Origin of the sequence: Paracoccus stylophorae (assembly GCF_028553765.1) — a bacterium.
Classification (GTDB): domain Bacteria; phylum Pseudomonadota; class Alphaproteobacteria; order Rhodobacterales; family Rhodobacteraceae; genus Paracoccus; species Paracoccus stylophorae.
Genome location: NZ_CP067134.1, coordinates 1,418,537 through 1,431,964 on the forward strand (window position 1 = coordinate 1,418,537; position 13,428 = coordinate 1,431,964).

General features: G+C 64.6%; 13 protein-coding genes. 6 read left to right on the forward strand and 7 right to left on the reverse strand.

The genetic code is table 11. The features are described from left to right. Positions 1–83: 83 nt before the first annotated feature. From JHW45_RS06965 to JHW45_RS06990, 6 genes are all read right to left on the reverse strand, one after another. Entirely contained in the window at positions 84–983 is a 900-nt protein-coding gene (locus tag JHW45_RS06965; protein ID WP_272860163.1) for a PRC-barrel domain-containing protein, read from the reverse strand. A gap of 161 nt (positions 984–1,144) precedes the next feature. Continuing rightward, positions 1,145–2,101 carry a cation efflux transmembrane domain-containing protein gene (locus tag JHW45_RS06970; RefSeq protein WP_272860164.1) on the reverse strand — a complete coding sequence of 319 codons (957 nt, stop codon included), beginning with the start codon at positions 2,099–2,101 and terminating at the stop codon, positions 1,145–1,147. Then, entirely contained in the window at positions 2,098–2,505 is a 408-nt protein-coding gene (locus tag JHW45_RS06975) for an enoyl-CoA hydratase (protein WP_272860165.1), read from the reverse strand. Before JHW45_RS06975 ends, JHW45_RS06970 begins: the two co-directional genes overlap by 4 nt. Before the next feature lie 398 nt (positions 2,506–2,903). Then, complete coding sequence (locus JHW45_RS06980) at positions 2,904–4,340, reverse strand: NAD-dependent succinate-semialdehyde dehydrogenase (protein WP_272860166.1); 1,437 nt, start codon at positions 4,338–4,340, stop codon at positions 2,904–2,906. 118 nt (positions 4,341–4,458) lie between these two features. Beyond that, positions 4,459–5,406 carry a LysR family transcriptional regulator gene (locus JHW45_RS06985; protein WP_272860167.1) on the reverse strand — a complete coding sequence of 316 codons (948 nt, stop codon included), beginning with the start codon at positions 5,404–5,406 and terminating at the stop codon, positions 4,459–4,461. An 11-nt stretch (positions 5,407–5,417) separates the two neighbouring features. Beyond that, positions 5,418–6,200: an aspartate dehydrogenase gene (locus tag JHW45_RS06990; RefSeq protein ID WP_272860168.1), complete on the reverse strand. Its 783-nt coding sequence runs from the start codon at positions 6,198–6,200 to the stop codon at positions 5,418–5,420. Positions 6,201–6,403: 203 nt separating this feature from the next. Between JHW45_RS06990 and JHW45_RS06995 the strand changes: the two genes are divergently transcribed. The 6 genes from JHW45_RS06995 (at position 6,404) to JHW45_RS07020 (ending at position 11,860) form a co-directional block, all read left to right on the forward strand. Beyond that, complete coding sequence (locus JHW45_RS06995; protein WP_272860169.1) at positions 6,404–7,357, forward strand: dihydrodipicolinate synthase family protein; 954 nt, start codon at positions 6,404–6,406, stop codon at positions 7,355–7,357. Positions 7,358–7,382: 25 nt separating this feature from the next. Continuing rightward, the gene (locus JHW45_RS07000; RefSeq protein ID WP_272860170.1) at positions 7,383–8,267 is read left to right on the forward strand and encodes a DMT family transporter; all 885 of its coding nucleotides are present in this window, start codon (positions 7,383–7,385) and stop codon (positions 8,265–8,267) included. A gap of 131 nt (positions 8,268–8,398) precedes the next feature. Further along, positions 8,399–8,962 carry a 3-hydroxyanthranilate 3,4-dioxygenase gene (locus tag JHW45_RS07005; RefSeq protein ID WP_272860171.1) on the forward strand — a complete coding sequence of 188 codons (564 nt, stop codon included), beginning with the start codon at positions 8,399–8,401 and terminating at the stop codon, positions 8,960–8,962. Positions 8,963–9,014: 52 nt separating this feature from the next. Then, positions 9,015–10,001: a TRAP transporter substrate-binding protein gene (locus JHW45_RS07010; protein WP_272860172.1), complete on the forward strand. Its 987-nt coding sequence runs from the start codon at positions 9,015–9,017 to the stop codon at positions 9,999–10,001. A gap of 60 nt (positions 10,002–10,061) precedes the next feature. Beyond that, positions 10,062–10,601, forward strand: a complete 540-nt coding sequence (locus JHW45_RS07015; protein WP_272860173.1) for a TRAP transporter small permease — start codon at positions 10,062–10,064, stop codon at positions 10,599–10,601. Continuing rightward, complete coding sequence (locus JHW45_RS07020; RefSeq protein WP_272860174.1) at positions 10,601–11,860, forward strand: TRAP transporter large permease; 1,260 nt, start codon at positions 10,601–10,603, stop codon at positions 11,858–11,860. Before JHW45_RS07015 ends, JHW45_RS07020 begins: the two co-directional genes overlap by 1 nt. Positions 11,861–11,941: 81 nt before the next feature. On the opposite strand, the gene JHW45_RS07025 is transcribed toward JHW45_RS07020, so the two are convergent. Continuing rightward, the gene (locus JHW45_RS07025) at positions 11,942–13,423 is read right to left on the reverse strand and encodes a tripartite tricarboxylate transporter permease (RefSeq protein WP_272860175.1); all 1,482 of its coding nucleotides are present in this window, start codon (positions 13,421–13,423) and stop codon (positions 11,942–11,944) included. Positions 13,424–13,428: the final 5 nt, after the last annotated feature.

Sequence of the window (13,428 nt, forward strand, 5' to 3'; positions counted from 1 at the left end):
TGCGGGGACGCAAAAAACCCGGCCCATGGGGGCCGGGTTGTTTGGGTCAGGTCGGGGCGGTGTTTCTGCCCCGCAGTCGAGTCTCAGTTCTCGTATTCGGGAAGCTGTTCCATCTCTTCCTTCGTCATACCGACATAGGCGCGCACATCGCCACCCTCATCGCGCATGATCTGAAGATCCTCGACCGGCAGGGCGACGCGCTTGGCGCCGATGCCCAGGAAGCCGCCGACATCGACGATGGCCTGCGAGACGGTGGTGCCGTCCTCGTTGAGGACCAGGTCCTCGATTTCGGCAATGCTTTCGTCGTTGGCACCATAGAGCGACGCACCGGTCAGATCCTCGGCGGTCAGGTCTTCCAACGCCACGGCGGTATAGCCTTCGCGCGGGGTGACCATGGTGTTGTCGGCATCGGCCTGTTCGGCCGCAGGAACCGGTGCGACGGCCGGATCGGTCGTGGCCGTATCATTGGTTACGACGGTGGCGTTGTCGGTTGCCGTGTCATTGGTGACGACGGTGGCGTTGTCGGTTGCCGCCGCGTCGGTCGCGGCTGCCTCGGTCTGCTCATCCATATAAGCGGGCGCCTGCTCCAGCGCCTCGCGGGACGAGGGCAGGACGATGAAATAGTCGTCCGGATCTTCGGTGCCTTCGTCGGTCATGAACTTCAGCTGGTCCATGTTCACGGCCACGCGCTTTTCGCCCATGCCCAGGAAGCCGCCGATGTCCAGCAGGACGGAACTGACCGAGCCGTCGCGCGACAGCACAAGGTCGTTCACCTCGCCCAAATCTTCCCAATCGGCCTGTGCGCCATCGACAGCGTCCATGTCGGCCGCGGTTTCGGCCTCGGAGGTGTAGATGCGCGATCCGATGAATTCGCTGGCCAGAAGGTCATTGGCATCCATCGTGCGATAGGCGTTGCCCGCATCCTGCGCCAGGACGGGGGCGGCGGTCAGCATCAGGGCGGCAATAGAAGTTGTCAAACGCATGTCGAAGCATCTCCGTATTGTGTTTCGGTGTCGGGGTCTAAACGCGGTCGGGTGACAGAGGTTCCTTGGATTTCGCAGTCTCGTGGAGGGGGGAAGCAGGAACTTGTGTCATCGTCGCGATCGGCAGGTTTTGCCGGCGCGCGCGGTTGCACCGGCGTCGGTCAGTCGGGCGCAGCGGACCCTTCGGAACGGTCGGCGCCCGTTGCGGGCAATTCCTGCGTCAACGTGCGGTTCACGGCGATCAGACGCCAGGCGTCGTCCTCGCCGCCAATCCGGCGTGCCTGATCCTCGGGCAGGGCGCGTCCGGAATCTGGCTCGACGCTGGCGCGGACGAAGCGGCCAGTCTCGCGGATCTTGACGGTCATGCCGGATGCGTTCCGTTCCAGATGCTGTCCAAGACGGTCCACCAGGGGGTGAATGTCGGGGCTGTCCAGCTTGCGCGGCGCGCCGTCCAGCAGTTCCGCGACCGAGATGCGCATGGCGCGCAGCCCGTCGCGCAGGATGTCGATGGCGATGAAGCCCGCCGCGGCCGCGTCGGCCCACCAGAAGCCGAACCCGATCCCCACGATCCCGGCGATGCCGGCCGCGCCCGTCTTCCAGTCGGCGGCGTTCATCTGGGCGTCGGTGTGCAGGATCTTGTCCATGGCCTTGTGCGCGAGCGGCAGCTTCTTGTGGCCCAGGATCACGGGCGGGATGATGGAATAAATCAGCGCGGCGATCATCAGCCAGCCCAGCCAGACATCCAGTCCCAGGAACTGCACATTGCCGATGGTCGGGTGTTCGCGCAGCAGCAGCGCCGAGCCGGAATCGTAGATCAGGAACGCGCCCATCCCGCTAAGCGCCGTCGCCGACAGAAAGAACCCCAACGAGCCGACCCGGTGAAACCCATAGGGATAGAACCGCGTCGGCGGTTTCGTTTCGATCTTGCGGGTGATCAGGAACAGGATGGGCGGGATCAGGCTCAGCGTGTCCTCGATCCAGGCGGTCTTCATCGCCTGGCTGGACCCCATCGCGAAGTACATGACGACGATGATGCTCAGCAGGAAACCAAGGCTCCACCATTCCAGACGTTCGGCGCGGTCCAGCGTCTTGCGGATGTCGTCGGGGATATCCTTCATGGTGCGACCTCTTGCAGCGCGCGGTTCACGGTGACCAGAAACGCGTTCTCGCCCCGGCGCAGCGCCAGGACCTGCTGTTTCGTCTTGCCGTTCAGGGTCAGCGTGCCGACCGGATCGCTTAGCGCGACGGAGTGGCGGAACGGCGTATCTTCGGGAATCTGGCCTGCGACGATGTGCAGCCGACCCTGTTCCAGAAGGACGAACAGGCGGTGCGGATCATCCTGCACGACCTGCAATTCGGCATCGAAGGCGCGGGCGATCTGGTCGATGGCGCCTTTGTCCGCATCCTGCAACTGCGTCAGCGCCCCGACCTTCAGCACGGCACCGCGCACCTCGTCGCTGGTTCCTTCGGGATCGGCGGGGAATTTGCACGCCGCCAGCGACAGCAGCAGCAGAAACGTCAACAGTCTGGATGTTCCGCGCATCGCCGCCTTCCCGTGCCGTGGTCCTGCCCACAACCTTGGAAGCCGCGAACGGTTGCACCGGCCGCGCAAGAAAAAGCCGGGAACCCAAGGGGATGTCAGCCGTTGGCGATCAGGGCAGGCGCAACCGGCCTGCATATTGAAGGGAGAATCCGACCATGCACAGCATCATCTATATCGTCGGCCTTGTGGTCATCGTTCTGGCAATCGTGGGCTTTGTTCTGTGAGCGGAAGACAGTTTCACGTCATAAGCGCCCCGTGACGGGCAAAGACTGAAAAAAGGTGCTGCGCAGCGCGTTTTCCCCAGAATGACAACCTCGCCGGACAAGATGTGTCGTCCGGCGAGATTGAATTACTGAAGAATGGCAGCGCGCAGGGCGTCAGACGATCTGCATGCTGTGCGAGATGTTCTTGACGATCATGTAGTTGTCCAGACCCTCGATCCCGCCTTCGCGGCCATAGCCGCTGGACTTGACGCCGCCGAACGGGGTTTCGGGCAACGACGCCTCAAGCGTGTTGAACGAGACATTGCCCGCCTCGATCTCGTCGGTCATGCGGTCGATATAGTCGGCGCGGTTGGTGAACCCATAGGCGGCCAGACCGAAGGGCGTCGAGTTCGCCTTGGCAATGGCTTCGTCCAGCGACGAGACGGGGTTGATCACGGCAAGCGGGCCGAACGGTTCTTCCTGCATCACCCGCGCATCGTCGGGGACGTTGACCAGCACTGTGGGTTCGAAGAAATAGCCCTTGTTGCCGATCCGCCCGCCGCCGGTGCGGACCTCGGCGCCCTTGGCCCGCGCATCCTCGACCAGATCGGACAGCGCCGGCACGCGGCGTTCATTGGCCAGCGGACCCATTTCGATCCCGGCTTCCATGCCGTTGCCGACCGTGGTCGCGGCGGCGCGTTTCACGAAATTCTCGGCATATTGGTCGAAGATGCTGTCATGCACGAAAAAGCGCGTGGGCGAGGTGCAGACCTGCCCGGCATTGCGATATTTGCGCACGGCGCTGGTGATCGCCGCGCGTTCCACATCGGTATCCTCGCAGACGATCACGGGCGCATGGCCGCCCAGCTCCATCAGCACGCGGGTCATGTTTTCCGATGCCAGCGTGGTCAGGTGGCGACCCACGGCGGTCGAGCCGGTGAAGGCCACAAGGCGCACCGGGTCCTGCCGGATCAGGTGATCCGAAATCGTCGCCGGCGTGCCGAAGACCAAATTCAGCACCCCCGGCGGCAGCCCGGCATCGTGAAAGGCGCGCACGATGTGCAGCGCGCCGGCAGGGGTTTCCTCGGCCGCCTTGAGGATGATCGAACAGCCGGTCGCAAGCGCGCCCGCGATCTTGCGGCAAGGCTGGCTCATCGGGAAATTCCAGGGCGACAGGCCCAGCACCACGCCGATCGGCTGGTGATGCACGACATAGCGGACGCCGGGCGCGGACGGGATCACGCGGCCATAGGTGCGCACCGCCTCGCCCGCGTCCCATTCGATGAACTCGCTGCCCCGGATCACCTCCAGCCGCGCCTGCGTCAGCGGCTTACCGTGTTCGGCGGTGATGGACCGCGCAATCTCTTCCTGCCGTTCGCGCAGAAGGGCGGCGGCCTTCAGCATGACATTCGCCCGGTCGCGCGGGGCGGTGTTGCGCCAGATGCGGAACCCGTCCTCGGCGGCGGCCAGCGCATCGTCGAGATCCGCGATCTCGGCGTGGGGCAGGCGTCCGATCTCTTCTTCCGTGGCGGGGTTCACGACCGGAAGATGGTTTTCCGTGTCACGCCATTCGCCCCCGATATAAAGCTTCAGATCCGGATAGGAGGTCATGTCAATCTCGCTTGCCCAAATGTTCTGTCGGACCGATGACACATGCTGGCGGGCTTGCGATCAAGTGAATTGGCGAAATACAGATATCGGCTTGCGTTATACCGCGTGGGATATCGGGCTATTCGCGTTGCTGCGCGGTCGATCTGAGAAGGTCCAGAAACGCCATCCCCGCCGGCGACAGGCTGTCTTCGCCGCGATGGGACACCCCCACCGGACCCGCGCCAAAAGGCACCGTCCAGTTGATCTGCGCCAGCAGCCCGGCTGCGACATCCAGCGCCGCGACATCGGCGGGCATCAGGCCCAGAACCTCGTTTCGTCGCAGCAAGGCCCGATTGGTCAGGAACGAGACCGATTCGATTGTCAGCTTCGGCGCCGATTTCCCCTGCCGGATGAAGAACTGATCGACCTGACGCCGCAACGTTGTCTCGTTCGGGGGCAGGATCCAGCCGAATTCGTTGATCTCGTCGGGGGTGACCACCGGCTTGCCGGCCAGCGCGTGATCGGGGCCGGCCACCATCACCACGCGTTCATCGAAGAATTTTTCCTGCACGACGGTCGAGCGGTGGCGATAGACGGGCAGGCGGCCCACGACCATGTCGATCTCGCCCGAGATCAGCGCGGGCATCAGGATCTCGTTGGTGCCCTCGACGATCTTGATGGCGACGTTCGGCCGCTCGGCCAGCAGACGCGCCACCGCCACCGGCAGCAGCGACGGCGAGGCCGCAAGCAAGGTGCCGATCACCACCCGCCCGCTGCTGCCTTCGTTCAGATCGTCCAGTTCCTGTGCCGCGTTCGACACCTGCGCAAAGATCAGCTTGCCGTGCCGGATCAGTGCCTCGCCCGAGACGGTCGGGATGACGCCGCGATTGGTGCGGCGCAGCAATTCGACCTCGAAATCCAGTTCCAGATCCTGGATCATCTTGGTGGCCGCGGGCTGCGATATGCCCAGCTCCTGCGCGGCGTTGCGGATGTTTCCGTGGCGGCCCACCGCCACCAGCAGCCGCAACTGCCGCAGTTTCAGCCGGGTCAGCGCGCGCTCGACGATGCGGGATTGCGGCGAGGCCATCGGCGCGCCCCTCAGATGACGATCGTGGCGCGTTGCCGTTCGATGGCGGCCACCACGCTCATCGCGGCCAGGGCCGAGCTGCGCGGACTGTCGGGCAGGGGGGTTCCCTCGATGCGGAACGAAAAGCGGCCAAAGGCACCCGAGGCGTGAATCTCGTGGATGTTCGCGCTGATGCCGGGGTCGGCGATCAGGCGCACCTGGGTGGCGTCGAACCCGGTGCCCGCCAGCGCCACCGCCGCCGCCACATTGGCGTTCTTGGGGTATTCGGTGGCGGCCCTGCGCGCGTCGCCCGCGAAATGTTCGGCGGCTTTGGTCAGACCATCCAGGTCCAGCGCCGTTTCGGCCGGCGATCCCTTCCATCCCGCCGGCGGCTTGCGCCCGATATAGGTCACCTCATCCAGCCCGCCGATCCGCGCGGCCTGAAGACAGTCCAGCGCGCCGATGGCGCCGCTGGCCAGATGCAGCCGCGCACCGCCCTGCTGCGCCGCGTCTTCCAGCCTGTCGTGCAGGTCGCGATCCGCCAGCGCCCCAAGCGAGACGCTGACAAGGTCGATCCCCGCCGCAAGGATCGCGGGCCCATGCGCGGCAAGCCCGGCGTGCCCGGCGCAATCCACCATCAGATCGAGTCCCTCCGGCAGATCCCGCGCCTCCGTCACCTGCATCGCATCCGCGTCCTGCCCGTCCAGCGCGCGCCGTGTGCGCATCAGGAACACGGCCGGCCGAATGCCCCGCGATCCAAGCTGCGCCGACACATATCCGGCGATGGCACCGTGTCCGATCAGGCCAATCTTCATCCTCGCCTCCCTTTTCCCACCATCCTTTCATCACCGCGAAAACCGCAAAAGGCAAATCTTCCGCGCTCCGGTATGCATTTTTTCGATACCGACTTCGTCGCAGAACATTTGGCTTCGACGCCAAGTCCTGACTGAATGCCCGCAAACCCGACCTGCCGTCCCGACAGGTCCGACCGATGCAATCGAACAGGAAGGCGGCTGCCATGAACTATGCCAAGCACGAAGCCAAGGCCCATGCGCGCGAGACCATGCGCGGAATCTGGGCCGCCGCGCTGAACCCCTTCGATGCGGATCTGCAACTGGATGAGGCCGGGCTGCGCAGCAATATCCGCCACTGGATCGACGATCTGGGGATTCAGGGGCTGTTCATCGCCGGCAAGCAGGGCGAATTCTGGTCGATGTCGCTTGACGAACGCAAGCGCAACATGACCCTTGCGGTCGAGGAATGTGCCGGCAAGGCGGGCACGATCATGTCGATCTCGGACCAGAACGTGGACACGGTGCTGGAACTGGGCCGTCATGCCCAGGATTGCGGGGCCGATTATGTCGTGGTCCATGCCCCGATGCTGAGCTTCTGCACCGAGCGCGACGAGGTGCTGTACAACTATTACAAGCATCTCTGCGACCGGCTGGATATCGGCATCGCCATGTGGAGCCATCCCGACAGCGGCTATCTGATGGAACCCGAAACCTGCGCCCGCATTGCCGAGTTGCCCAACATCATGGCGATCAAATATTCCGTCCCCAGAGAGATGTATGCCCGCCTGACCCGGATGGTCGGAGACAAGATCCTGGTCTCGACCTCGTCCGAGGTCGAATGGCTGGACAATATCGAGGAGCTGGGCTGGCAGCTGTATCTGTGCTCGTCCCCGCCCTATCAGTTGCAGACCAAGAACGACCGGCGGATGCACGAATATACCGAACTGGCCTTTGCCGGCAAATTCGACGAGGCGCGGCGCGTCCGCGACAGCCTGAACCCCGTGCGCGAGGCGATCCACCGGACGAAACCCGGCGGCAAGCCCACCGCGCATGGCAAATACTGGCAGGAATTGCTGGGTCAGGTCGGCGGACGGGTGCGCCATCCGATGCTGGAACTGACCGAGGCGGAAAAGGCCGCGACCAGCGCCGCGTTCGAGGATTGCGGCCTGACGCTGTAACTCCGCCGCGGCGGGGGACGAAAGGGTGACCGGCGAGATTTTCGCCCTGCTGGCGGCAATGGCCTATGGCATCGCCGGCGTCACCATTGTCAAGGGCCAGGCGACGGCGCGCGGCGATAACGGCCTGTTCCTGTCGGTCATGGCCACCGCCCTGCTGACATGGACGCTGTGGCTGGGCTGGGGCGAGGTGCCGCTGCACCGCCTGTCCGAGCCGGGCCATCTGCGCGCGCTGGCGATCTTTGCCTTGGCCGGTCTGTTCTCGACCGTGCTGGGCCGGCTGACCATGTATCGCGCGACCGAACGCATCGGCGCGGTGCGCGCCAGCCTGCTGCGGCGGCTGACGCCGGTTTTCGCGCTGTTCTGCGCCTTTCTGCTGCTGGCCGAGATCCCCGATGGCCCGACGCTGGCCGGCGGCGCGATCATCATGGTCGGCGTGCTGTGGTATTGGCGGTCGCCGGCGGGCAAGTCCGCGCGGCTGTTCGATGCGGGGATGGTGCTGGGCACCGCCTCGGCCTTCTTCTATGCCTTTGCCTATACGCTGCGCAGCCTTGGCCTTGACACGCTGCCCGATGCCGCCCTGGGCACACTGACCGGCGCGATTGTCGGTGGCGTGTGGTTTCTTGCGGCCGCGTTCGTGCGGCGCGGTGCGGTGGCCGGTATGCGGTATCTGCTGCGCGATTGCGGCGTCTGGCACGCAGCCACCGCCGTGGCGCTGAGCGTGGGGCAGACGCTGCAGTTCTTTGCGCTGAAATTCACCTCGGTCACCGTCGTCGCCGTTCTGGGCACGCTGGAGGTCTTTTTCTCGGCGGTCCTTGTCCTTGCCTTCTTTCCGGGCGAGACGATCCCGCGCCGGCGTCTGGTCCTTGCGGGCACCGCCGCCGCCATCGGCACCGCGATCCTGTTCGCCTGACGTTTGGGTATCAGCAATCGTGATATCCATTTTCGGCGAATCCCCTTATTCTTATCGCCCCGCCTGACCTAGGCTGGGCGTTGCGGGATATCGGAACGCGCGCCCGCCCAACTGATCCAAGGGAGGCTTCGATGGCTGATCATCCGACACTGAAACCGTTCAATTTCCAGAAATGGGTCGCCGAGAACGAGGACAAGCTGAAACCGCCGGTCGGCAACCAGCTTCTTCACAAGGAAGGCGACATGATCGTCATGGTCGTCGGCGGGCCGAACACCCGCGTCGATTTCCACGACGACCCGGTCGAGGAGTGGTTCTTCCAGCTGAAGGGCGACATGATGCTGAAGATCGCCGATGGCGGCAAGATCTATGACGTGCCGATCCGCGAGGGCGAGGTGTTCCTGATGCCGCCCCACACCCGCCACGCGCCGCAGCGGCCGCAGGAAAACTCGCTTGGCATCGTGGTCGAGGCGCCGCGCCAGCCGGGAATGGTCGAAGGCTTCGAATGGTATTGCTTCGAATGCGGCGGACGGGTGCACCGCGAAGAGGTCACGCTGGACGGGGCCGAAGGGATCGTCAGCGCGCTGCCCAAGATCTATGACGCCTTCCACAACAGCGAAGAGGCCCGCACCTGCCCGAATTGCGGCACCGTGCATCCCGGCAAGGGCAAGCCGCCCGAAGGCTGGGTCCAGCTTTGATCGCCGCCAAGACGCGCTTGTGCGACAGGCAAACCATCGCAGGGGGAACAAGATGAAACACTTTGCCACCGGACTGAAATACTGCGTCGTCGCCCTGGCGTTCGGCGCGACCGCAAGCGTTGCGGCTGCGAATGATTTCAGGCTTGGTCTGATCACGCCGCCGCCGCATATCTGGACCAAGGCCGCCCAAAGCTTTGCCGAGGACTTGGCCGAGGAAAGCGGCGGTGCGCACAGCGTCACCGTCTTTCCGGCCAGCCAGCTTGGCAACGAGGCCGAGATGCTGCAACAGCTTCAGACCGGCGCGCTGGACATGGCGTTCATGACCGTGGCCGAAGTGTCGAACCGGGCGCCCGATCTTGGCGCCTTCTATGCGCCCTTCCTGGCGCAAGATGTCGGCCACGCCGGACGCATCCTGCGCAGCGACGTGGCGAAAGACCTGCTGGAACAGTTGCCCGGCAAGGTCGGGGCGGTCGGCACGGCCTTCGGCATGGGCGGTCTGCGCCAGATCGTCAGCCGGGGCGAGGTGAACTCGGTGCAGGATCTGGCCGGATCGAAGACGCGGATCACGCCATTCGCCCCGATCCTGGATTTCTACAACGCGATCGGCGCGGCTCCGACGCCGATGCCGCTGCCCGATGTCTATGACGCGCTGGCCAACGGCCAGGTCGATGCCATCGACATGGACGCCGAACTTATCTGGGCGCTGAAATACTATGAACACGCCGACACGATCCTGCAATCGGACCACATGATGTTCCCGATGGTCGGTCTGGTATCGGGCCGGGTCTGGGCCGACCTGTCGGAAGAGGACCGCACCATGATCGCCGAGCTGATGGCCCGGCACGTGGACAGCACCATCGACACCTATGTCGAGGCCGAACCCGTCTGGCTGGAGGATCTGAAAGGCACCGGCAAGACCTACAAGATCGTGGACGAGGAGTTCTTTGCCGATGCGGTCCAGAAATGGAACGAGATCTGGTCGCAGAAATCCGCGGCCCTCGACGATCTGCGCAACGTGTCCCGGGAAACCGCGAACTGACACCGCGACCGACGGCGGCAATCGCGCCGCCGTTTCGGCCGGGCCTGCAGGGAGAACCCGATGCTGGGGAAACTGTCCGCCGGTTGGGCGCGGATCGAGCTTGGCGCGGCGGCCATTCTGGCCGTCGCGATCACCATCCTGATCCTGCTGAACGTCGTCACGCGCAGCCTTGGCGCGGCGCTGTTCTGGACCGATGAGCTGGCCATCTATGCGATGGTCTGGATGACCTTTCTGGGCGCCTCCGCCGCGGTCCATCACGGCAGCGCCGTGGCCGTCACCATCGTGACCGACGCCCTGTCGCCGGGCCTGCGCAAGATCGCCGTCAGGCTGGTCGATCTGATCGTGCTGGGCTTTGCGCTGATGATGATCTGGTTCTGCTGGCAGTGGTTCGCGCCCGACATGCTGCTGCGCAGCGGCTTTGACATCGGCGCGTTCCAAAGCGAGACGTTCAAGTTCATCTATTCGGAACCGACCACGACACTGGGCATCCGCAAGGTCTGGGTCTGGATCGTGGTGTGGCTGTTCTCGGCCGGTGCGACGCTGCATGCGGTGGCAAACCTGTCGCGGCCGGCCGACCGCGTCAACGTGGAAGCAAGCTGATGACCCCTGTCCTTTTCCTGGTGCTGCTGCTGCTGTCGGTCCCGGTCGCGCTGGTTCTTGCGCTGACCGCCATCGGATATATCTGGGCCAGCGGAAACACGGTCCTGTATGACAGCTTCGCGCAGAAGATGTTCGCCGGGATCGAGAATTACGGCCTGCTGGCGATTCCGCTGTTCATGCTGGCGGGTGAGTTGATGAACGAGGGCGGGATGACGCGCCGCCTGATCAACGCGGCGCGGGTCTTTGTCGGCGGATTTCGCGGCGGGCTGGCCTATATCAACCTGCTGGCCAACATGTTCATGGCGGCCATCATCGGCTCGGCCACCGCCCAGATCGCCGTCATGGCGCAGGCGATGGTCCCGCAGATGGAACAGGAAGGCTATGATCGCGGGTTCGCGGCCGCGACCACGGCGGCGGGCGGGCTGCTGGCCCCGATCATCCCGCCGTCGATGATGTTCGTCATCTTCGGCGTCCTGGCCCAGATCCCCATCGGCGACATGTTCCTGGCTGGCATCCTGCCCGGCCTGATCCTGGCATTCGCAGTGGTGTGCGTCATCGCCACGATCGGTTTCGTGCAGGGGTTTCCGAAGGGCGAATGGTTCACCGCGTCCGAGGCGGCCTCGGCGCTGCTGTATTGCCTTCCCGCCACGCTGATCCCCATTGCCATCGTGGGCGGCATCCTGCTGGGCATCGCGACGCCCACCGAATCCGCCGCCGTCGCATCGCTGATCGCGTTTCTGGTCGGCTGGCTGGTCTATCGCGAGTTGAAACCGTCCGCGCTGTTCGGCGTGTTCCGGCGCACGGCGGTGAACGCGTCGATGATCATCTTCATGATCGCTGCGGCCAATGTCTTTGGCTGGGTCATCATCTACGAGGCGCTGCCGCAGAAGCTGGCCGCCTATATCACCTCGGTCACCAGCGATCCGTTCGTGTTCCTGCTGATCATCAACGTGATGCTGCTGTTCGTGGGCATGCTGATCGACGGCATTGCCGCGCTGATCCTGCTGACCCCGATCCTGCTGCCCATCGCCATCGCGCATTACGGCATCAGCCCGTTCCATTTCGGCGTCGTCGTCTGCCTGAACCTGGCTCTGGGCCTGCTGACCCCGCCGGTCGGCGTCGGCCTGTATATCGCGGCGGCGATGAGCAAGACGAACCCCGGACAGGTCCTGAAATCGCTGTGGCCGTTCCTTGTGGCCGTCGCGGCGGTGCTGCTGCTGCTGAGCCGGTTCCCGGTGTTGTCGACGGCGTTGATCTGACGGCGGCGGGGCCGGGCGGTCCGGACGGCGCGTCGTCAGCGGGCCTTCGGGCCACCGGCCGGCGCGCCTGCCGTCACGCGATCACTCCGCGCTTTCCGCGTGCTTTTTCCACGCCGACCGCAGGCTCATCACCAGGATGCCTATGATGGCCAGCACCAGCACCGCCGAGATCGGGCGGTCGAAGAAGTCCATCGGCGACTGGATGCGCGCCATGGCGCTGCGGAACTTGGCCTCCATGATGCCGCCAAGCACCATCCCCAGAATGATCGGCACGATGGGCACGTTCAGACGCTTCAGGATCGCGCCGAACAGGCCGAACGCCGTCGCGATCAGGCAGTCGGTGATCGAGTTGCGCAGCGAATAGACGCCCACGAAGGAAAACATCAGCACCAGAACGCCGATGATCCGGTTCGGGATGCTGATCACGCGGACCAGCAGCCTGGTGGACATCAGCAGGAACGCCAGCGCGAAGATGTTCAGCACCAGCAGCGCGATATACAGCGCAATGACGAAATCCATCCGTTCCGCCAGAAGCTGCGGGCCGGGGACGACGTTGTGGACATAGAACACGGCCAGCATCATCGCCGTCAGCGCCTCGCCCGGCACGCCAAGCGCCAGCAGAGGGATCAGCGCCGCAGCCGGCACCGAATTGTTCGCCGATTCCGACGCGATCAGCCCTTCGGGCGATCCGTCGCCGAACTGTTCGGGCGTTTTCGAGGTTCTCTGGGCATAGGAATAGGCCAGGAACTGCGACACGAACTCGCCCACGCCGGGGATGATGCCGACGCCGACGCCGAAGGCCGACGACACGCCCGCAATGCGCTTGTGCTGCCAGACCTCGCGCATGGCGCTGAAGACGCTGCCGCGGACCTTCTGCGGTTCCACATGATCGTCCGACCCCGACAGCAAAAGGAACGCCTGGCTCAGCGCGAACAGCCCCAGCACCACGACCACCAGATTGACCCCGGAACTGAGCCAGGACTGGCCGAACGTGAACCGCTGCGTATAGTTGATCGGCTCCATCCCGACGGTGTTCAGCAGGATGCCAAAACAGGCCATCATCCCGGCGGCAAAGACCTGACCGCGATGCGACAGGATCACCAGGATGACCCCGAACAGCGCAGCAAGGAAAATCTCGCGCGAGCCGAACATCGGCGCGACCTTTGTCAGCACCGGCATCAGCACGACAAGGCTGACGATGGACACCATCGCCCCGAAAAAGGACGCCGAATAGGCCAGGCCAAGCGCCCGTTGCGCCTGCCCCCGGCGCGTCATCGGATAACCGTCATAGGTCGTCAGCGCATTGACGGCCGTGCCGGGCGTGTTCATCAGGATCGCCGGAATCGCGCCGCCATACATCGACGAGCCGTAGATCCCCAGCAAAAGCGAAAGCCCGACCAGCGGATCGAAGATGAACGTGGTCGGCAGCAGGATCGCGATGGCGACCGCGGGTCCCACGCCGGGGATCGCGCCGATGACGACGCCGCCGACGGACCCCACCAGCAACGCGACCAGCACGGCCGGTTGCAACAAAAGCCCCAGGGCTGGCAGCACTTGGTCCACGGCTG

Bases quoted from the DNA above. Each gene is read 5' to 3' on its own strand.
- JHW45_RS07005 (WP_272860171.1), top strand. From the start codon at position 8,399: ATGGCTGATCATCCGACACTGAAACCGTTCAATTTCCAGAAATGGGTC.
- JHW45_RS07015 (WP_272860173.1), top strand. From the start codon at position 10,062: ATGCTGGGGAAACTGTCCGCCGGTTGGGCGCGGATCGAGCTTGGCGCG.
- JHW45_RS06985 (WP_272860167.1), bottom strand. From the start codon at position 5,406: ATGGCCTCGCCGCAATCCCGCATCGTCGAGCGCGCGCTGACCCGGCTG.
- JHW45_RS06970 (WP_272860164.1), bottom strand. From the start codon at position 2,101: ATGAAGGATATCCCCGACGACATCCGCAAGACGCTGGACCGCGCCGAA.
- JHW45_RS06965 (WP_272860163.1), bottom strand. From the start codon at position 983: ATGCGTTTGACAACTTCTATTGCCGCCCTGATGCTGACCGCCGCCCCC.
- JHW45_RS06990 (WP_272860168.1), bottom strand. From the start codon at position 6,200: ATGAAGATTGGCCTGATCGGACACGGTGCCATCGCCGGATATGTGTCG.
- JHW45_RS07020 (WP_272860174.1), top strand. From the start codon at position 10,601: ATGACCCCTGTCCTTTTCCTGGTGCTGCTGCTGCTGTCGGTCCCGGTC.
- JHW45_RS06995 (WP_272860169.1), top strand. From the start codon at position 6,404: ATGAACTATGCCAAGCACGAAGCCAAGGCCCATGCGCGCGAGACCATG.
- JHW45_RS07010 (WP_272860172.1), top strand. From the start codon at position 9,015: ATGAAACACTTTGCCACCGGACTGAAATACTGCGTCGTCGCCCTGGCG.
- JHW45_RS06980 (WP_272860166.1), bottom strand. From the start codon at position 4,340: ATGACCTCCTATCCGGATCTGAAGCTTTATATCGGGGGCGAATGGCGT.